Raw genomic sequence first — 18,396 nt, 5'->3', positions numbered from 1 at the left:
GACCCTTGCACCCTTCTGATCCACGGACGTATCCACCACAGGGCGGACCCAGCCTGAACGCTCCATCCTCTAGCGCTTCGCTTGCCGCTCTGATAATGTGGTGAGTTGCGCTGTCCGGCGAGGCGTGGCTCTGCCACAAAATTTGTCGGGACGACAGCGTAAAGAGAGGTGAAACATGAACCAGTACGACCTGAACCTGATCCTGAACCCCAACCTCAGCGCCGAGCAGGTGCAAATCGAGAAGGACTACATCGAAACCACGCTGAAGAACAGCGGGGCCGAGATGAGCAACCTCGACGACGTGGGCAACCGCCGCCTGGCTTACGCCATCGACAAGGACCGCGAGGGCTATTACCTGATGTACACCATCAAGGCCAGCGGCAACCCTGAGAAGGACATCGCCAGCACCCTGCGCCTGCGTGACCACGTGCGCCGCGTCCTGGTGGTCAAGGACCGCCCGGAATGGAAGACCAAGAAAGCCTGAATGCTGCCAGGGGCGTTACGCTCTTGACAGAACGAAGTCGGCTTGTTACAGTCTTTCTAACCCGCACAGGGCCACATTGCCAGCCACGTTAAAGCCCCAAGTTACGGACGCCGCCGCGCGTCCAGCCAGCCACCAAGGAGAACACTGTTATGGCCCGAGGCATGAACCATGTGTACCTCGTGGGCGCACTCGCCCGCGACCCCGAATTGCGTTATACCCCCAACGGAACCGCCGTCTTTGAGGCCACTGTGGCCGGAGAGGACCGTGTCGTCGGCAATGACGGACGTGAGCGGAGCCTGCCGTGGTATCACCGCGTGTCCATCCTGGGCAAACCCGCCGAGTGGCAGGCCGAGCGCAACCTGAAGGGCGGCGACGCCGTGATGGTGGAGGGCTCGCTGGACTACAGCTCCTGGGAAGCCCCGGAAGGTGGGAAACGCAGCGCAATCAAGGTCAAGGCCCTCCGCATGGAAGGTCTGGACGCTCAGCCTGAACTGATCCAGGACGCCGGAGGCGGCGTTCGCATGGGCAACGGGCTAAACGAAGTGGTGCTGATCGGCAATGTCGTGCGCGACCCCGAACTGCGCTACACCCCCGCCGGAGACGCCGTGCTCGGGATCGGCCTGGCCGTGAACGAGACGTGGAATGACCGCTCTGGCAACAAGCAGGAAAAGACCCATTGGGTAGACGTGACCCTGTGGCGCGAAATGGCTGAGGCCATGAAAGAGCTGCGCAAGGGTGACCCCGTGATGGTCAAGGGCCGACTGGTCAACGAGAGCTGGACAGACCGGGACGGCAACAAACGCAATTCCACCAAAGTAGAGGCGACGCGAGTCGAAGCCCTGTCCCGAGGCGCTGGAGCCGGTAATCCAGCAGCCACCTCCGCCGGACCTCGCACGCAGACCGCGAGCAGTGCGGCGCGCCCCCAGTCCCAGAGCAACGGCTACGGCCAGTCTCAGAACCGGGCGGCGAACACGGGGAACCGTTCGGGCGGCTTAGATATTGACCAAGGTCTCGACGATTTCCCACCGGAAGAAGAAGACCTGCCGTTCTGAACCATTTGTAGGAACCTGGCAGGCACAAGGAACATATGACGCAATCCAGCGACCGCAAACCGCGTGGCAAGGGGCCCAAGCGCCCCCGCAAGCCCAAGGTTGACCCCTTCTCCATCGGGGAACTTGAAATTACCGATTACAAAGACGTGAAGATGCTGCGCCGTTTTGTCTCCGACACCGGCAAGATTCTTCCTCGCCGCCGCACCGGCCTCTCGGCCAAGCACCAGCGCCGTATTTCGCAGACCATCAAGGTCGCGCGTCAACTGGCCCTGCTGCCCTACACCGAGAAACTGGTTCGGAAGTAAGGAGAGTAGGCTATGCAAGTCATTTTGATGGAGCCCGGCAAGCTGGGCCAGACCGGCGACATTGTGGAGGTCAAGAACGGGTACGCCCGGAACTGGCTGATTCCGCAGGGAATCGCCACCAGCGCCACCACCGCCAACATGAAGAGCCTGGAAGCCCGCATCCGCGCGCGCCAGAAGATTCAGGCCCAGGAAAAAGCTGCTGCTGAGGACCTCGCCAGCCGCCTGAACGGGGTCGCCGTGGAAATGAGCGTCCGCGCAGGCGAAGGCAAGATCTACGGCGCCGTGACCCACGCCGACGTAGCGGGCGCACTGGACCAGCTCGGCTTCGACATCGACAAGCGCAAGCTGGAGATGCCCAAGACCGTCAAGGAGATTGGCGAGTACGACATCGCCTACCGCGCCCACCCCGAAGTGACCATCCCCATGAAACTGGTCGTCCACGCGCAGAAGTAAGCTTCAGTCGCATCAAAGCCCCTGCCTCAATGGCGGGGGCTTTTGTTTGGGCGTATGCAGGCACTGCGGCTTCAACTTCTACCAGGATCAATGCCGGGCATGCTTCCTTGTCCTAACTGTCGTGCCTCTTTCGTCTAGTCGCCCCTTCACTTGATCCACTCTTCATCTCTAAACGCAGCTTGAGGCTTTCCTGGCCGCGCTGGACGTAGCTCCTGTCAGGCTACCTGCATGCCTGATAAAGACGACAAGAACAGCGGCCATACCAGCCTGCCCGAGCAGTATGAGCGCAACAAGAAGGAAGTCCACGAGATCGACGACGGGCATCAGCCATCCCTCAAGGGCAACAATGACCGCGAAGCCACCGCCGCCCGCAACACCGAGCACGACAGCCTGAAAGAAAAGAAGGACGTGCAGGAAGCTCGTTCGGTGCCCGCCACCAAGCAGGGCTAATAACGAACCTGCGAGAGATGGGGCCAGGAAGAATCTCTTTCTGGCCCTCTTTCCATGCCCCCCGCTACAGTGGCCCATGTCTGAAACATCCCGTCTGACGCCCAGTTTGCTGGCCCTGGCCGCCCTATTCACTGCCGCAGGCATCACGCATTTCGCCGCGCCGCAGTTCTTTGAGCGCATTGTGCCCCCAGCTCTGCCCCTGTCTGCACGCACGGCCACGCTGATCAGCGGCGCGGCAGAGCTGATGGGTGGCCTGAGCCTGCTCCATCCAGGCACCCGCCCTGTCGCACGCTGGGGCTTACTGGCACTGCTCCTGACGGTTTTTCCGGCCAACATCTATATGGCTCAGGACCCACAAAAATTTGGGGTCCCCGCATGGGTGGCCTGGGTCAGACTGCCCCTCCAACCTCTGCTGATGTGGCTGGTCTGGCGGGCCGGGCGCCAGCGTGATCAGTCCCCATGAGCGGTTCTCCTGTCAGCGCGCGTCGAGGCCTGAGCACACGATGCTTGTGTTGATTTGAAGATGGGGCAGCATACTGGGCGCTCCCATAGAAGGCCGCATTCTCACACTGTCCGCAAAGGCTCTAGCGCGGCCCGCAGTCGGGCGTGCAATTCCACCGGACGCCGCGAGGTACGGTCGACGTAGACGTGCACGAAGTGTCCCTGGGCCGCCGCGTCCTCGTCTTCCTCGCGGAAAACGGCAACCTCGTAGCGTACGCTGCTGTGGCCCAGCTTGGCGACGCGGACACCCACACTCAGTGCCTCGGGAAAGGCGACGGGGACAAAGAAGGCGCAGCCCGTTTCCACCACCAGCCCGATGACCTCTCCCCTTTCGATGTCCAGCGCGCCCTGGGCGGCCAGGTAGGCATTCACCGCCGTGTCGAAGTAGGCGTAGTACGTCACGTTGTTGACGTGACCGTACACATCGTTGTCGGCCCAGCGGGTTTGAATGGCGTGGTGGTAAGGGAAGGCGGCGCGGACGAGGGGAATGGGACGGGTCATGGGCACAGGCTAATCCAGGGCCAGGGACCAACTGGACAGCCCCCGGTCAGGTCGATGATCTGGCCCGCCCCGGACCGTCCCTCCGCTATCCTGCCCTGATGCGCCGAACTCTGCCCCTGCTGTGTCTGCTGCTGTGCCTGGGCGGCGCACCGTTTCCGGCAGCGCAGGCCCCGGACCCGCAGGCAGCCGATCTGACCCTGCAACGCGAACCCGGTCTGAGCGAGGGCGTGCGAAGGGTACTGCGCGGCCTGCCCCCAGGCGTGCGCGCGGGCGTGCTGGTCCAGGATCTGCAGTCGGGACAGGTGCTGCAAACGTGGCTGCCTGACACCCCATTCATTCCCGCCAGCACAAATAAGCTGGTGGTGGGGGCGGCTGTCCTGAACACTTGCGGGGGCGCGGACGGCTGGTGGAGCAGCGAACTGACTGTGCCCGCCGCGCAGGTGGGCCGGCCCCGGGTCAAGGCCGTGACCCTGCGCGGCAGCGGCGATCCCACGCTGAAGGTGTCGGAAGGCCCTTACAGCCTGCGCGCCCTGGCAAAACAGGCGTATGGGCGCGGCTTGCGTGTGGTGGGCGAGGTGCGGCTGGACGACGCCCGACTGGATTCGGGTACCTGGAAGGATGCGCCCATCGAAGTACCCATGACCGCCCTCCGCCTGGCTGAGTGGCACGATGCGCCGCCACTCAGCCAGGACACGGCGCGCCGTCGGCTGGGCGCGGCGTTAATCGCGGAGTTGCGCCGCGCCGGAATCAGGGTGACCTCGCAGGAAGTGGGAAAGGCCGCCTCGTTCAAGCCCTATCTAGCGCCCGCCCGCACCGACGAACGCGGCGAAACCCTGCCCCCCGATCCGGTGACTCCGGTAGGGAGCCGTCCCGAACAGGCGGTTGCCAGCGTACGGAGCGCGCCCGTGGCGCAGTTCCTGGCCGACACGCTGCGTCCCAGTGACAACCTGAACGCCGAGGAACTGCTGGCCACACTGGCGCTGCGTCCCGCCGGGAACGGCACCCTGGAGGGCGCTCTGGCGCGGGAACGCGCCTTTCTGGGGCGCATCGGCGTGGACCTCAGCGGCGTGGTGCTGGCCGATGGCAGCGGCCTGAGCCGCGAAGGCCGCCTGACCCCTCGCGCCCTGGTGGAACTGCTGCGCACCATGTACGAGTTGCCGTACCCGTTGGTCGGCACGCCTGCCGAGGGTTCCGGGTTCCCGGACAAGCTCTACCGCCAGCGCCAGAACGCCTTCGTCGAGGCGCTCCCGCAGGGCGGCACCGATGAGAACCTCCCAAACCACGGTGGACGCGGCGGTACGCTGTCACAGCGCTTCGTGGGGACAGGCCTGGACGTGCGTGCCAAGACGGGTACGCTGCCCGGCGTGAGCAGTCTGGCCGGATATGTCACGGCAAAGAGTGGACATCTCCTGGCCTTCGCGCTGATGATGAATGGCCCCCCTGAGAGTCCGATTCTGACCCTGCGTGCCCTGCAGGACGAGGTGGTGGCCGTGCTGGCGGCGGAGAACTGAGGGGCGCGTAAACTGAGGCCTATGCGCCCCCTGCCCCTGCCCTTTCCGGATGAAACCGAAGCCCCGCACGTCACCGAACTGCGGTTCGCGGGCAGCGGCGTGACCGTGCGCGGGGCCTTCGAGCTGAACGAGTTCGCCACCCTGACCCCGGACAACCTGGAATTCCTGCGCCTGTACATCCGCGTGCGCGGCAACCTGAAGGAGGTCGAGCGCGTGCTGGGCGTCAGCTACCCCACAGTGCGCGCCCGCTTCGACACGCTGCTCCGCGCCATTGGATACGAACCCGAACTGGCCGATCCCCAGGCCGAGATTTTGAGCAGCCTGGAACGCGGCGAGATCACCCCGGACGAGGCGGCGCGCAAGCTGCGGCGTTAGCCTGGCAGGCGATCCCACACCACCCGCACCTCACGCAAGGTTCCGTCCAGCTTCTCGCCCGCCTCGCGTCCACCCCGCCGCAGATACCACTGCCGTGTGGGATTGTCGGCCAGCACCCACAGCGCCAGATTCTGAACCCCGTCTGCCCGCAGATCCTGGACCAATTGCCTGAACAGCGCTTGTCCCAGACCCTGCCCCTGCGCTGATCTCAGCGCGTACAGCGTCATCAGCTCCGCCTCGTAACCGGGATGATCCCTGGCAGGTCCAGCCGAGGTGAAGGCCACCACAACCCCGTCCTGCTCGGCCACCAGCACCGTTTCCAGCCCCTGCGAGATGGTGCGCTCCCAGTTTGCCTCGCGCCGCCGCCGCATCTCCTCGCTGGTCATGCGTTCCAGAAAATCGTCCGGCATCAGGCCCGCGTAGGTTTCGCGCCAGCTGCTGACGTGAATGCGGGCGATGGCCGGGGCATCGGCACGGCAAGCGGGGCGGACGGGTGGGGGCGGGGTCATGTCACAGGGTAAACGATCTGGTTTCCTGCGGCTAAATCCTTTGCGCGCTGATCGCCTTCCTGCTCACCACAAATCCTGCACCTGGGGCCGGATCAGACGGTCATACACGGCAGCCACGCCGCGCATGGTGGCCTCGCTCAACGGCGGCAGATCGGCGGCGCGGGCGTTGGCCTCAGCCTGAGCGGCGTTCTTGGCCCCCGGAATGGCGCAACTCACTTCGGGGAACATCAGAATCCAGCGCAGGGCGAACTCGGCCAGCGTTATGCCTTCGGTGACGAGTAGGCGCAGCTCCTCCACCGCTTTAAGGCCCGTTTCAAAGTCCACGCCGGAAAAGGTCTCGCCCCTGTCGAATGCCTCGCCGTGCCGATTGAAGTTGCGGTGGTCATCGGGCGCGAAGCTGCTCTGGGGCGTCATCTTCCCGGTCAACAGGCCGCTCGCCAGCGGCACGCGGGCCAGGATACCTATATTCGCCTCCAGCGCCGCCGCGAAGAATTGTTCGGCAGGCTTGAAGCGGAAGGCGTTGAAGATAATCTGCACGGTAGACACGTTGGGATGCTTGATGGCCGTCAGCGCCTCTTCCACTGTTTCCACGCTGACGCCGTAGGCCTGCAGCAGTCCGTCCTGTACAAAGCCGTCCAGCACGCCGAAGACTTCATCCCGCTCGTATACTTCTGGCGGCGGGCAGTGGAGTTGGAGCAAATCAAGAGTCTCGGTCTCTAGATTCTGCAAGCTGCGGTCAATGAAGCCGCGCAAATTGACCGCGTTGTAGCCGCCCGCTGTGTGCGGGTCTAGGCGGCGTCCGGCTTTGGTTGCCACGTAAAAGGCTTCCGGGCGCTCACGCCGTAGGCGGGCGATCAGGCGTTCGCTGCGCCCGTCGCCGTATACATCGGCGGTGTCGAAGAAATTGATGCCCAGATCCAGGGCGCGGTGCAGGGCGCTCATGGCATCCTGCTCGCTGACCTCGCCCCAGGTGCCGCCGATGGCCCAGGCCCCAAAGCTGATACTGGACACGTCATAGCCGGTCTTGCCGAGTGTGCGGTATTGCATGGGAGGAGTTATAGCGCGGCGCAGAGAAGGTCCGTGTTCTGGGCGGCGATAAGCATGAAACATGCCTATCAATCCAACTTGGTATCGTGATTGAAGTCATTTTGCTCTACGACTTTTATTTCCAGCAGGGGCGCAGGACGCTTTCAGCACGCCACCCCGAATGTGAGCGCACTCAGCGACTATCTCAGGCGGCTTCCCTGGCACAGGGAATCATGGCAGGACAACGCCTTCCGCGATCCAATGGCGACAGCAATGAAGCTGAGGCAGCTCAAAGATCATGAGGGGGAACACCAACCAGCCTCCATCAGCCTGATTGTTCAAGCGTTTGCCTAGGGTTTCGGGATAGCCGGAACATATCCACGAACTGGCTACCGCCATCCGATCAGCCGTGAGCGTGGAGCCAGAAATCTTCGCTCTTCTCGACGCCAACAAGAAGGATGACGATTTCAATGAAGGCCGCGTTCTGGAACAGCTTCACAGGCGGCATGAGCGGAACAGAACTGGGGTGCGAAAGAAGATCGCCCAGGTTCTTGCCGCCACTGGCAAGCTGGCTTGCGAGGCTTGTGGATTCGACTTTCAGGCTGTGTATGGGGAACGGGGTAAGGGCATTGCCGAGTACCAACACATCGTTCCGCTGAGCGAGGCCAGAGAACGAAAAACCCGCCTGGACGATCTGGTAGTTGTCTGGGCCAACTGCCACCGCATGATCCACCGCGCCTCATCGATGTGGACTGTGGAAGAAGTCATATGGATTTCGTTTGTTTTGTGGAGGAATTGGGACAACGCCGATCCCTCCACTCCACACCCGGAACTTGTTTTTCCCCTTCTCGCTCCGCTCGGATTTTCAGGTGTTTTCAACACCTTTTAATCGGAGTCCGTGTCAGGCAGCACCCGACGCGCTAACCCCGTCAACCCTCCCCGTCACTGAAACCCACCCCCGCCCCGGCCTATGCTTGAAGCATGACCGCGCCCGCCGATTCTGCTCCCCCCAGCACAGGCCAGCACATCCATCTGCCAGATGGCTCGTGCTGCGCGCCTACCGAGTACAGCGGGCGGTTCGCGCACCTGCATCAGCACACGCAGTACAGCCTGCTGGACGGCGCGGCCAAGCTCAAGGACCTGCTGAAATGGGTCAAGCAGGTCACGCCGGAGGGCCAGGACGCCGCGTGTGCCATGACCGACCACGGCAACATGCACGGCGCGGTGCATTTCTACAACTATGCCCAGGCCGCGCAGGTCAAGCCGATCCTCGGCTACGAGGCCTACGTGGTGCCGGGCATGGGCACGCGGCGCGACAAGAAGCCCGGTGTCAGCGGCGAGAAGGGCATCTTTCACCTGACCCTGCTGGCGCGCGACTTTGAGGGCTACCAGAACCTGTGCCGCCTGAGTAGCCGGGGCTACACCGAGGGCTACTACTACAAGCCGCGCATTGACCACGAGTTGCTGACCGAACACCACAAGGGCGTCATCGCCTTCTCGGGCTGCCTGGGCAGCGAGGTGCAGCAGCTGTTGATGCAGGGGCGCGAGGACGACGCGAAGAAGAGGCTGATGTGGTACCGCGACCTGTTCGGCGAGAACTACTTCATCGAGATTCAGGACCACGGGCTGCCCGAACAGGCGAAGAACAACCCCATTCTGAAAGCCTGGGCGCAGGAACTGGGCATCGGCATGGTGGCGACCAACGACGGCCACTACGTCAAGAAAAGTGATGCCACCGCCCACGAGACGCTGCTGGCGATCCAGACCAAGGCCACGCTGGCCGACGAGAACCGTTTCAAGTTTCCCTGCGACGAGTTTTACGTCAAGGATCTGGACGAGATGCGCCGCGCCCTGCCGCCCGCCGAGTGGGGCGAGGAGGTCTTCGACAACACTGCCCGCATTGCCGACCTGTGCAACGTGGATCTCCCGGTGGGCAAGAAGCGCGTGTACCAGATGCCCGCGCTGCCCATTCCCGAAGGCCGCACCATGGCTGAGGAACTGCGGGTGCAGACCTACGCTGGCAGCCTCAAGCGTTACCCGCACCACGTCACCGAGGCGCTGCTGCGCGAGTATGCGGTGCGCAGTCTGGCGGCGCTGGAGCCGCAGGAACGCGAGCGGGTCCTGTCCCGCACAAAGGGCTGCGACGCCCGCACCTGTGACCTGGACACCCTGCTGACCCTGGTGGCCTTCCTAGGCAGCGAGTGGGAGGCGCGCGGCAAGGCGACGGGCGAGAAATACACCCCCTATCCGGCGCTGGAGGTCATGGAGAGGGCGGCAGTGGATGGTCCGCTGCCCGATTACGCCTGCACCGACTGGCAGCGCAGCAAGGGCGAGCCGAGCGACACCGCCATTCGCCTTGACCCCGGCAGCGAGGAGGAGAGCACCTGCCGCGCTCACCACACCCACGCCCTAGTGCTGCTGCGCCGCGCCGAGTACGAGCTGAGCGTCATCAACAACATGGGCTTCCCCGATTACTTCCTGATCGTGGCCGATTACATCAACTGGGCCAAGGATCAGGGCATCAGCGTGGGGCCAGGGCGCGGTTCAGGCGCAGGTTCACTGGTGGCCTACGCCATGCGGATCACCAACCTCGATCCGCTGGAGTTCGAGCTGCTGTTCGAGCGCTTTCTGAACCCGGACCGCATCTCCATGCCCGACTTCGACATCGACTTCAACGACGCCCGCCGCATTGAAGTCATCCAATACGTGCAGGACAAGTACGGCGAGGACAAGGTGGCGCAGATCGCTACCTTCGGGACGATGGCGAGCAAGGCGTGCCTGAAGGACGTGGCCCGCGTGATGGGCCTGGAATACGCCAAAGTCGACAAGGTGTCCAAGCTCATTCCCATCAAGTTCGGCAAGAGCTACTCGCTGGAGCAGGCCAGGGACGCTGTGCCGGACATCGCGCAGTTGCTGGCCGAGGACGCGCAGCTGCTGGAAGCCTACGAGTTCGCGCAGAAGCTGGAAGGCCTGACCCGCCACGCCTCCGTCCATGCCGCCGGGGTGGTGATCGGGCGCGACAAGCTGACTGATCTGGTCCCCGTCATGCGCGACACGTCCGGCATGGGCATGGTCTGCCAGTACGACATGAAGGCCGTGGAGGACATCGGCCTGATCAAGATGGACTTCCTGGGGCTGCGAACGCTGTCCTTTCTGGACGAGGCCAAGCGCATCATGCGTGAGTCACAGAAGATCGAGATCGACTTCGACGCCATTCCCTTCGATGATGCCAAGACGTATGAGCTGATGAGCCGGGGCGACACCAAGGGCGTGTTCCAGCTGGAAGGCGCGGGCATCGCCGATGCGTCGCGCCGCCTGAAGCCGCGCCGTCTGGCCGACATCATCGCCCTGAGCGCGCTGTACCGCCCCGGCCCGATGGAGAACATTCCCACCTACGTCCGCCGCCACCACGGCATCGAGGAAGTGGACTACGTGCGTGACGGCTTCCCCACCTCCGCACAGTTTCTGGAAAAGATCCTGGCGGAAACCTACGGGATTCCGGTGTACCAGGAACAGATCATGCAGATCGCCTCTGAAGTCGCAGGCTTCAGCCTGGGCGGAGCGGACCTGCTGCGCCGCGCGATGGGCAAGAAAGACGTGGCGGAGATGGCCAAGCAGCGCGACCTGTTTGTTGAGGGCGCGAAGACCAATCAGGTTCCGAAAGAGGAGGCCAACAAACTCTTCGATCTGCTGGACGCCTTTGCCAACTACGGCTTCAACAAGTCCCACTCGGCGGCTTACGGCGTGATCACGTATCAGACCGCCTGGCTCAAGGCGAACTACCCCGTCGAGTTCATGGCCGCCCTGCTGACGGTGGAACGGCGCGATTCCGACAAGGTGGCCGAGTACATCAGCGACGCGCGCAAGATGGACGTGCGCGTGCTGCCGCCGGACATCAACCGCTCTGCGCCGGATTTCGCGGTGGCGGGCGAGGAAATCCTGTTCGGGATGTACGCCATCAAGGGACTGGGCGAGGCTGCCGTGGGCCGCATTCTGGAGGAACGCGAGCGCGGCGGGCGCTTCAAGTCGTTTGCCGACTTCTGCTCGCGGGTGGACAACAAGACCTGCAACCGCAAGGCGCTTGAAAACCTGATCAAGAGTGGAGCCTTCGATCAGTTCGGGGAACGGCGGCAACTGCTGGACAGTCTGGAGGAAACGCTGGCCTGGGCGCAGGGGGCCGCGTCCATGATCAGCAGCGGCATGGACGCCCTGTTCGGCCTAGAGGAAACTGCGCCCGAGCCGCCGCTCAAATCAAACTTCACCCCCCTGACCGATCTGGAACGCCTGAGCATCGAGAAAGACGCGCTGGGCCTGTACATCTCCGGCCACCCGTTGGAGCAGCACGAGGGGCTGCGCGAGGCGGCCAGTTGCCGCATCTCGGATCTGGACACCTGGTTCACCACCCAGAACGTCGCCCCCGGCAAGCGCATCAAGGCGGTGCTGGCGGGCATGGTGGAGAGCGTGGTCCGCAAGCCCACCAAATCCGGCGGCATGATGGCCCGTTTCATCCTGGCCGACGAGTCCGGGCAGACCGAGCTGGTGGCCTTTGCACGCGCCTATGACCGTATTCAGGAAAAGCTGATCAATGACACGCCCGCGCTGGTCATTGTGGAACTGGAATCCGAGGACGGTGGCCTGCGCGCCATTGCCGAGGAACTGGTCAGCATTGAGCAACTGGGCGAGGTTCCGAAAGTGATGTACGTCAACATCGATCTGGAAACGGCCAGCCCCGACGCCGTGGGCGAGTTCCAGAGCGTGCTGGACGAACACGCGGGCAGCATGCCCACCTACCTGCGGCTGCAAACGCCGGAACAGTTCGTGGTCTACCAGCTCGACCACGGCATGGGCAGCCCCGACGCGATCCGGGTGCTGAACCAGACCTTCCCGTGGATGCAGGCATACCTGGCCTACGATCAGCAAACCATCCTGGGCCGCTTCGCGCCCAAGCCCCCGGCATGGATGAACAAGGGAAACGGGGGAATGCGGGCTTGAGCGATTACATGGCTGCTGAAGAAACTCTGCTACATGCGGAAGCGAAGCTTGAACCTTTGTCTGGCGCGGCGAATTTCTGTGCTCTGCTTCTCAAAAGCATCTGGGTTCATAAGACAGCCTAACGCCCCGGCACGGTCAAATCCTCCACGGCTTCCGCAAATCCCATTTTCTGCAACCTCTCCGTGATCAATGATCGGTGGCATTCTCTGGCGTCCGCCTCGTAACACAGCAAACACACACGCTCGCGGGCGGCCAGCCCCCCGAGTTCCTCCAGTGCGTCCGTCTGCGTGGCAAGATGCAGGGTGTACCCGGCCTTCATGGCGGCGAAATCCTTATCCAGTCGGTACGCCTTGCGAAGTGCGGGCGGCGTACCCAATGAGCGCAGGTGGCGGTAGCCAATGCCCCGCTCTGTCAATGCGGCCGCCAGCGCCGTTTTGCTGTAGCCCTTGCGGCGGCTCTGCGCGCGTTCGCGGGTGTCCACCAGCAGGGTGACGCCGTGCGCGGCCAGCGTGTCCAGGAAGGCGTATAGCTCGGCGTTCTCATAGCCGATGGTCAACACTGTGGGAAGGGCATTCATGGGAGCAGCGTAGCGGGCCGGGTGAGCGCGAACCGTGGCAGCGGTGCCTCCTGCAATGCAGGACAGCCCGCCCCACTACGCTCTAGAGTCTGGGATATGAGCCTTCTGGAAACCGTCCGGCAGATCGCGCCCTATCTGGAAAGCTGGCTGGAGTACGGGCGAGACTTTCACCGCATTCCCGGCGTGCAGGTGGCCGTACGCGTGGGCGACGAGCTGGCCGCATCGTTTGCGTTGGGCCAGGCCAACGAGGACACGGGCGAGGCCCTGACCACGGGGCACCTGTTCCGCATCGCATCGCATTCCAAGACCTTTACGGCCACCGCCATCTTTCAGCTGATTGAGGCGGGCAAACTGCGCCTGGACGACACGGCGGGCCACTGGCTGCCGGAGCTGGCGGATTCGCCTGCCGCCGACATGACCGTGCGGGCGCTGCTGGGCCACCAGTCTGGCATCAACCGCGACGGGGCCGACAGCGATTACTGGCAGCAACTGCACGCCTTCCCGGAGCGGCAGACGCTGATTGATTTCGCCCGCGCCGACGCCGTATTTCCGCAAAACCAGCACTTCAAATACTCCAACATCGGCTACGGGCTGCTGGGCCTGATTGTGGAGGCCGCCAGCAGCCAGAGCTACGATGACTACGTGCAGGCGCACATTACCGGCCCCCTGGAGCTGACGGACCTGGGCGCGGAACTGCCCCCGGAGCGCGAGGCCGAGCTGGCGACCGGACACAGCGCACGCCTCTCAGGGAACGATCCCCGCCGCACAGTGCCGTCCTCGGACACCCGCGCGCTGGCGGCGGCCACCGGCTTCTACGGCACTGCCGAGGCCCTGACCGCCTACTGGGCGCGGCACGCCCTGGGGCGCGAGGGACTTCTCTCGGACGCCTCCAAACGCCTGATGGGGCGCCGCGAATCGGAGATCACCAAACCCACCCGGCGCGGCTACGGCCTGGGCCTGATCCTGGACGAGATCGGCGAGCGTGTGCTGGTGGGCCACTCGGGCGGTTTCCCCGGCCACATCACGCAGTCGTGGCTCGATCCCAGAACGGGACTGTCCATCTCCGTGCTGACGAATACAGCGGGCGGCCCGGCCACCGAATGGGCGGGCAACCTGATCCGCCTGATCGATCTGGCGCACAAGAATTCGCAGAAGGAGGTGGACACGGCGCACGAGTTGGACTCCTTCACCGGGCGCTTCGCCAATGCCTGGGGCGTGTTCGACATCGTGAACCTGGGAGGGCGACTGGTCTCACTGGTCCCGCTGGGCGATCCATCGGCCACAGTCACCGAGTTGACCGTGCAGGACGCCAACACGCTATCTCCCGCCCCCGAAGGCGGCTTCGGCTCAGTGGGCGAGGCGTATTCCTTCCAGCGGGCAGACGACGGTGACATCCAGTGGGTGCGGCAGGGGGGCGGACGCTCCTGGCCACTGGCGGCGTACCGGGCGGGGGCGGGGCTGGAGTGAAATCAGCCGCAGGCTTTACGGGGGCCTTTTCCCGGATCAGACAGACTGCAGGCCACAATCAGCCCCACTCCTTTAGGGGTCTGGAGCGTTGCCGGGCCGTGGGTTTGAAGGTGGGTAGCCTCCTGATCTGGAGTTGCAGTGCGGCGTGGGCTGCCCCGGCGGCCTGCGACAACACGATGAATCCGGTGCAGGAAGGCTGGGTCTGGACCTATCGCGTCACGCCCAACGACAGTAAAAAACCGGCCTCCAGCTATGCCCTCAGCCGGACGACAACCGACTGACTCAGGCTTTCAGGAACAGTCCATGACCGCCGGAAAGCCCACGGAGACTGGCCGGTACACCTGCGCCGGGGGCACACAGCTTGGCCTGAGTCCGCCCAACCTGGGCAGCATTACCCTGACCCGTGCTGTGGTCAGCGGGGTGGAGATCGCTGCTGCCCCAGCATGGAAACCGGGCGCGGCGTGGTCCCTGGTCTGGGATCTGGAAGGACGGCAGGGCCTCCTGAGGGGCAAAGCCACCCTTACGGCCAGACGGCAGATCATGGGCCGAGAGAAGATCACGGTGTCCGCTGGAACCTTTGACGCCTGGAAGGTTCGGGTGGGTTACCGGGTGGCGGGCAAGGTGGGACCGATCCCACTGAACCGCGACATGAACGACTTCGAGGAATGGTACGCCGAGGGCGTGGGTCTGGTGAGATCTAGGAGCAGTTACAACACCACCGAACTGCTCAGCCTTAGGAAAGAACGCCCGTCCCGGAAAGACAACTAAGAGACATCAGAAAAACGGTGCGGACTGTTGCCAGTCACCGCACCGTTTGATCATTGATGGTCTGGTTTTACAGCCCAGCCGCCGCCAGGAAAGCGTCCAGCTTCTGCGGGCGAAAGCCGCTCAGGCTGTGGGCCACGTCACCGCTGACCAGCGTGGGCACGCTGCGGCGGCCCCCGTTGACGCTCATGACGTATTCGGCGGCGTGCTCGTCCTGCTCAATGTTGATTTCCTCGAAAGCCAGCCCCTTGCTGGTCAGGGCGCGCTTGGTGGCAGTGCAGTCAGGGCACCAGCTGGTGGTGTACATCTTGATCATGGGATTCCTCCTGTGTGGCGATGTGGACGCGGATCAACCATTCTCTGGCCGCCCTATCAGTTTACAAAATAAAGCAGGAATAACAACCGTACAGTTCAGCAAAGGCGAACGGCCCACCGATGTGGCGGGCCGTCGCTACTTGAACCACTGCGCTCAGCGTTACGCCGAGGCGGGGGCTTCGGTAGGTACGTCCGTCTTGGGAGCGCCAGTCTGGGCCTCTGGCTGGGGGGCAGCCGCCACAGCGTCAGCTGGTGCCGCTGCCGCTGCAGGCGAGGAGCCCACGCCGTCCTCATCGCGGTCCTTCTTGGGAGCAGGCGTGGCACGCGGGGTCATGATCATGTTCATGTCCATGCCCATCATGCTGGGGTTGCTTTCAGGCACGCCGATGTCGGCCAGGGTTTCGGCCACGCGTACCAGAATGCGTTCACCCAGTTCGGGGTGGGTGCGTTCGCGCCCACGGAACATGATGGTGACCTTGACCTTATGCCCGTCTTCCAGGAAACGGCGCACATGCCCGGTCTTGGTCTTGAAGTCGTGCGCGTCGATCTTGACCCGGAACTTGATGGCCTTGACTTCCTGACCGCGGGCCCGCTTGCGGTTTTCCCTCTCGTTCTGCTGCTGCTCGAAGCGGAAGCGGCCATAATCGAGCAGACGACAGACGGGCGGCACGGCCTGTGGACTGACCATCACCAGATCCAGTCCCGCCTCACGCGCCATGTTCATGGCCTCGCGCGTGTCGATGATGCCCACCTGCTCGCCCTCTCCGCCGATCAGACGAATCTGCCGGACGCGAATCTGCTCGTTGACCTTATGATCTTTCGCTATATTCATCACCCCCGCACGCCCCCTGCACGCTGGCAGCGCCACAAGTGGCGGGTCAGGGCGGCTGCATCCGCATTCACGCTCGAAACATGTTGCGGAGAAACATGTCAGTTTACCACGCACGCCCTCCGTCTTTCTGTGGGCGTGAACCTTCTGTCAAATAGGGCCCCCTGTACCGGCGCACACGCTCATCTGCCATGCTTCCCGGTATGAGTGGCTTCTCCCCCATGCCCCCTGCGCACACCCACCACTACGGCCCACAGGGTGCGCGCAACGCTGATCTGGAAGTGCTGCTGACCGACGGCCTGGGCGGCTTCGCGCTGTCCAGCATGACCGGGGTGCCCACCCGCTGCTACTCGGGTCTGGTGGTCAGCGCCCTGCCCCCCGTGCAGCGCTTCACGCATCTGGTGTCGCCGCTGGAAGTTCTGGAAGTCGGGGGCCAGCGCCACACCCTCCACGCCCTGGAACTTGCACCGAATGTGTTCGAGGGACGCGGGCTGGAGGTGCTGAGCGGCGTGACCCTGCGCGATCTGCTGCCCGAACGGGTGCAAACGGTGGGCGGCGCACGGGTAACGCGGCAGACGGTCAGCCCGGCCCATGCGGGCGCAGTGATTTACCTGTACACAGTGGATTCGCGCGAGGCGGTCACGCTGACGCTGGGCGGCTTTTTCGTAGACCGCGACATGCACCATGTCCACACGGAGGCTCCCAGTCTGGCGTTCCAGGCGGAGGGCACGGAGGTCACGGTCCTGGGGGAGAGAACCACGCGCGTCCGGCTGCATGCACCCAGCGCTCAGATCAATTTTCTTATCCCCCGCCCCTTCCCGCAGCGGATCTATTACCGCCACGACGCGGCGCGCGGCGAACCCGATCACGATTACACACTGGGCGCGGCGCTGTGGGAGGTGCATTTTCCGGCCGGCGGCGGGCAGGTGGCGCTGGTGGTCCAGGGGCTGACGGACAGCACCCCGGAGATTGCCGATCCCTGGCTGGCCCACGAGCAGGAGGCCGCCCGCCGCCGTGAACTGGCCGGGCTGGCCCAGAACACCTGCGGGGTGTCCGACGACCTGGTGGCGACGCTGGCGGTGGCGGCGGACGCGTACTTGGTGCGGCGCAGTTCTCCAGCAGGAGTCAGCGTCATCGCGGGCTACCCCTGGTTTGCCGACTGGGGCCGCGACGCCATGATCTCGCTGACGGGCCTGACCCTGCTGACCGGACGCTTCCCGGAGGCCCGCGATCTGCTGGACACCTTTCTGCGCTCGGTGCACCGTGGCCTGATTCCCAACCACTTCCACGAGGACGGCCAGGGCGCGGGTTACAACACGGTGGACGGGGCGCTGTGGCTGGCGGTGGCGCTGGAACGCTATGTCACAGCCAGCGGCGATCTGGACTTTGCGCGCACCGCGCTGCCCCAGTTGCGCGAACTGCTGATCTGGCACCTGCGCGGCACCGACCACGGCATCCGCAGTGACGCGGCGGACGGTCTGTTGTTGGCCGGGGAGGAGGGTGTGCAGTTGACCTGGATGGATGTGAAGATCGAGGATTGGGTGGTCACCCCCCGCCACGGCAAGCCCGTGGAGATTCAGGGGTTGTGGATTGCGGCACTGGGCGCAGAAACGCGGCTGTCGGAGGCGCTGAGCGAGCCCCCGGAACTCGCGGAGGCCTGGATGCAGGCGCGCGATAGCTTCGGGCAGTTCTGGGACGGTGGGGCCTGGGCCGACGCGCTGGGTGCGGACGGCACCCTGGACCTCAGCGTGCGTCCCAACGCCGCGATAGCGCTGGCCCTGCCGGACACGCCCTCCACCCCCGCACAGAGAGAGGCGGCGGTACGGCAGACCGAAACCGAACTGCTGACGCCGCTGGGGCTGCATACCCTTTCGCCGCGTGATCCGCGCTACCGGGGCAATTACGGTGGTCCGCAGGTGCTGCGTGACGCCGCCTACCACCGGGGCACCGTGTGGCCGTGGCCGCTGACCGCGTACCTGGAACTGCTGCTGTCCCGCGGCGAGGTGGGGGAAGCCCGCAGCGCCGTGGACGGCCTGAGCGGTCATGTCTGGGAAGCGGGTGTCGGCCACGTCTCCGAGGTCTTCAGCGGAAACGCGCTGCTGCCGGGTGGTTGCCCCTTCCAGGCCTGGAGCGTGGCCGAACTCCTGCGCGGCCATGTGCTGGTCTCGCGGGCGGAGACGGAGGCCGCCCAAAAGTTCGAATAAAACGTTTGCTACACCCCATTTTCACCGGCTCCACAACACACTTATGGCTAGACACCTGAACTTGACGTACAGCTGACACT

The 18,396-nt window shown here is 64.2% G+C and carries 19 protein-coding genes; 13 read left to right on the top strand and 6 right to left on the bottom strand.

The features are described 5' to 3' along the window. The first annotated feature begins 175 nt into the window (after positions 1–175). The 6 genes from rpsF (at position 176) to HNQ08_RS20085 (ending at position 3,207) form a co-directional block, all read left to right on the top strand. Complete coding sequence (gene rpsF / locus HNQ08_RS20110; RefSeq protein ID WP_184136165.1) at positions 176–484, top strand: 30S ribosomal protein S6; 309 nt, start codon at positions 176–178, stop codon at positions 482–484. Positions 485–633: 149 nt separating this feature from the next. Continuing rightward, positions 634–1,536 (top strand): single-stranded DNA-binding protein, encoded by a 903-nt coding sequence (locus HNQ08_RS20105; RefSeq protein WP_184136163.1) that lies wholly within the window; start codon positions 634–636, stop codon positions 1,534–1,536. Positions 1,537–1,571: 35 nt separating this feature from the next. Further along, positions 1,572–1,841 carry a 30S ribosomal protein S18 gene (gene rpsR / locus HNQ08_RS20100; RefSeq protein ID WP_029477417.1) on the top strand — a complete coding sequence of 90 codons (270 nt, stop codon included), beginning with the start codon at positions 1,572–1,574 and terminating at the stop codon, positions 1,839–1,841. A 12-nt stretch (positions 1,842–1,853) separates the two neighbouring features. Continuing rightward, positions 1,854–2,294: a 50S ribosomal protein L9 gene (gene rplI, locus HNQ08_RS20095; RefSeq protein WP_184136161.1), complete on the top strand. Its 441-nt coding sequence runs from the start codon at positions 1,854–1,856 to the stop codon at positions 2,292–2,294. Between the two features lie 228 nt (positions 2,295–2,522). Then, entirely contained in the window at positions 2,523–2,744 is a 222-nt protein-coding gene (locus tag HNQ08_RS20090) for a hypothetical protein (protein ID WP_184136159.1), read from the top strand. A gap of 76 nt (positions 2,745–2,820) precedes the next feature. Beyond that, positions 2,821–3,207, top strand: a complete 387-nt coding sequence (locus HNQ08_RS20085) for a DoxX family protein (RefSeq protein ID WP_184136157.1) — start codon at positions 2,821–2,823, stop codon at positions 3,205–3,207. A 101-nt stretch (positions 3,208–3,308) separates the two neighbouring features. On the opposite strand, the gene HNQ08_RS20080 is transcribed toward HNQ08_RS20085, so the two are convergent. Beyond that, positions 3,309–3,746, bottom strand: a complete 438-nt coding sequence (locus HNQ08_RS20080) for an acyl-CoA thioesterase (protein WP_184136155.1) — start codon at positions 3,744–3,746, stop codon at positions 3,309–3,311. Between the two features lie 98 nt (positions 3,747–3,844). Here HNQ08_RS20080 and HNQ08_RS20075 point away from each other — a divergent pair, with 98 nt between their 5' ends. Next, on the top strand, positions 3,845–5,257 hold the full coding sequence (locus HNQ08_RS20075; RefSeq protein ID WP_184136153.1) for a D-alanyl-D-alanine carboxypeptidase/D-alanyl-D-alanine-endopeptidase: 1,413 nt from the start codon (positions 3,845–3,847) through the stop codon (positions 5,255–5,257). A 21-nt stretch (positions 5,258–5,278) separates the two neighbouring features. Beyond that, the gene (locus tag HNQ08_RS20070) at positions 5,279–5,632 is read left to right on the top strand and encodes a DUF2089 domain-containing protein (RefSeq protein WP_029477771.1); all 354 of its coding nucleotides are present in this window, start codon (positions 5,279–5,281) and stop codon (positions 5,630–5,632) included. On the opposite strand, the gene HNQ08_RS20065 is transcribed toward HNQ08_RS20070, so the two are convergent. Together HNQ08_RS20065 and HNQ08_RS20060 are read right to left on the bottom strand one after the other, a co-directional pair. Then, positions 5,629–6,141 (bottom strand): GNAT family N-acetyltransferase, encoded by a 513-nt coding sequence (locus HNQ08_RS20065; RefSeq protein ID WP_184136151.1) that lies wholly within the window; start codon positions 6,139–6,141, stop codon positions 5,629–5,631. The two genes, HNQ08_RS20070 and HNQ08_RS20065, sit on opposite strands and share 4 nt — an antisense overlap. A 63-nt stretch (positions 6,142–6,204) precedes the next feature. Next, positions 6,205–7,188: an aldo/keto reductase gene (locus HNQ08_RS20060; RefSeq protein WP_184136149.1), complete on the bottom strand. Its 984-nt coding sequence runs from the start codon at positions 7,186–7,188 to the stop codon at positions 6,205–6,207. 388 nt (positions 7,189–7,576) lie between these two features. On the opposite strand from HNQ08_RS20060, the gene HNQ08_RS20055 reads away from it, so the two are divergent. Both HNQ08_RS20055 and dnaE read left to right on the top strand, forming a co-directional pair. Beyond that, positions 7,577–8,056, top strand: a complete 480-nt coding sequence (locus HNQ08_RS20055; RefSeq protein ID WP_184136147.1) for an HNH endonuclease — start codon at positions 7,577–7,579, stop codon at positions 8,054–8,056. Between the two features lie 92 nt (positions 8,057–8,148). Next, on the top strand, positions 8,149–12,159 hold the full coding sequence (dnaE, locus tag HNQ08_RS20050) for a DNA polymerase III subunit alpha (protein WP_184136144.1): 4,011 nt from the start codon (positions 8,149–8,151) through the stop codon (positions 12,157–12,159). Positions 12,160–12,277: 118 nt separating this feature from the next. Here the strand turns inward: dnaE and HNQ08_RS20045 are convergent, their stop codons facing one another. After that, complete coding sequence (locus HNQ08_RS20045) at positions 12,278–12,736, bottom strand: DUF488 domain-containing protein (protein ID WP_184136142.1); 459 nt, start codon at positions 12,734–12,736, stop codon at positions 12,278–12,280. A 96-nt stretch (positions 12,737–12,832) separates the two neighbouring features. On the opposite strand from HNQ08_RS20045, the gene HNQ08_RS20040 reads away from it, so the two are divergent. Together HNQ08_RS20040 and HNQ08_RS20035 are read left to right on the top strand one after the other, a co-directional pair. Beyond that, complete coding sequence (locus HNQ08_RS20040) at positions 12,833–14,203, top strand: serine hydrolase domain-containing protein (RefSeq protein ID WP_184136140.1); 1,371 nt, start codon at positions 12,833–12,835, stop codon at positions 14,201–14,203. A 303-nt stretch (positions 14,204–14,506) separates the two neighbouring features. Then, positions 14,507–14,971 (top strand): TapB family protein, encoded by a 465-nt coding sequence (locus HNQ08_RS20035; protein ID WP_184136138.1) that lies wholly within the window; start codon positions 14,507–14,509, stop codon positions 14,969–14,971. A gap of 67 nt (positions 14,972–15,038) precedes the next feature. Here HNQ08_RS20035 and HNQ08_RS20030 read toward each other — a convergent pair whose 3' ends face one another. Further along, a complete protein-coding gene (locus HNQ08_RS20030) occupies positions 15,039–15,284 on the bottom strand; it encodes a glutaredoxin domain-containing protein (protein ID WP_184136136.1) in 246 nt (81 codons plus the stop codon). Between the two features lie 159 nt (positions 15,285–15,443). Then, positions 15,444–16,118 (bottom strand): translation initiation factor IF-3, encoded by a 675-nt coding sequence (infC, locus tag HNQ08_RS20025; protein WP_184136134.1) that lies wholly within the window; start codon positions 16,116–16,118, stop codon positions 15,444–15,446. Between the two features lie 197 nt (positions 16,119–16,315). Between infC and HNQ08_RS20020 the strand changes: the two genes are divergently transcribed. Beyond that, positions 16,316–18,316, top strand: a complete 2,001-nt coding sequence (locus HNQ08_RS20020) for an amylo-alpha-1,6-glucosidase (RefSeq protein WP_184136132.1) — start codon at positions 16,316–16,318, stop codon at positions 18,314–18,316. Positions 18,317–18,396: the final 80 nt, after the last annotated feature.

The sequence above is a fragment of the Deinococcus humi genome, from assembly GCF_014201875.1.
Lineage (GTDB): Bacteria > Deinococcota > Deinococci > Deinococcales > Deinococcaceae > Deinococcus > Deinococcus humi.
The sequence above is the reverse complement of the archived record's forward strand: the minus strand, read 5'-3'. Positions and strand labels throughout refer to the sequence as shown.

Coding starts and splice junctions, on each gene's coding strand:
- dnaE (WP_184136144.1), top strand. CDS start 8,149: ATGACCGCGCCCGCCGATTCTGCTCCCCCCAGCACAGGCCAGCACATC.
- rplI (WP_184136161.1), top strand. CDS start 1,854: ATGCAAGTCATTTTGATGGAGCCCGGCAAGCTGGGCCAGACCGGCGAC.
- HNQ08_RS20090 (WP_184136159.1), top strand. CDS start 2,523: ATGCCTGATAAAGACGACAAGAACAGCGGCCATACCAGCCTGCCCGAG.
- HNQ08_RS20065 (WP_184136151.1), bottom strand. CDS start 6,141: ATGACCCCGCCCCCACCCGTCCGCCCCGCTTGCCGTGCCGATGCCCCG.
- HNQ08_RS20075 (WP_184136153.1), top strand. CDS start 3,845: ATGCGCCGAACTCTGCCCCTGCTGTGTCTGCTGCTGTGCCTGGGCGGC.
- HNQ08_RS20105 (WP_184136163.1), top strand. CDS start 634: ATGGCCCGAGGCATGAACCATGTGTACCTCGTGGGCGCACTCGCCCGC.
- rpsF (WP_184136165.1), top strand. CDS start 176: ATGAACCAGTACGACCTGAACCTGATCCTGAACCCCAACCTCAGCGCC.
- HNQ08_RS20020 (WP_184136132.1), top strand. CDS start 16,316: ATGAGTGGCTTCTCCCCCATGCCCCCTGCGCACACCCACCACTACGGC.
- HNQ08_RS20035 (WP_184136138.1), top strand. CDS start 14,507: ATGACCGCCGGAAAGCCCACGGAGACTGGCCGGTACACCTGCGCCGGG.
- rpsR (WP_029477417.1), top strand. CDS start 1,572: ATGACGCAATCCAGCGACCGCAAACCGCGTGGCAAGGGGCCCAAGCGC.
- HNQ08_RS20030 (WP_184136136.1), bottom strand. CDS start 15,284: ATGATCAAGATGTACACCACCAGCTGGTGCCCTGACTGCACTGCCACC.
- HNQ08_RS20040 (WP_184136140.1), top strand. CDS start 12,833: ATGAGCCTTCTGGAAACCGTCCGGCAGATCGCGCCCTATCTGGAAAGC.
- HNQ08_RS20060 (WP_184136149.1), bottom strand. CDS start 7,188: ATGCAATACCGCACACTCGGCAAGACCGGCTATGACGTGTCCAGTATC.
- HNQ08_RS20070 (WP_029477771.1), top strand. CDS start 5,279: ATGCGCCCCCTGCCCCTGCCCTTTCCGGATGAAACCGAAGCCCCGCAC.
- HNQ08_RS20085 (WP_184136157.1), top strand. CDS start 2,821: ATGTCTGAAACATCCCGTCTGACGCCCAGTTTGCTGGCCCTGGCCGCC.
- HNQ08_RS20045 (WP_184136142.1), bottom strand. CDS start 12,736: ATGAATGCCCTTCCCACAGTGTTGACCATCGGCTATGAGAACGCCGAG.
- HNQ08_RS20080 (WP_184136155.1), bottom strand. CDS start 3,746: ATGACCCGTCCCATTCCCCTCGTCCGCGCCGCCTTCCCTTACCACCAC.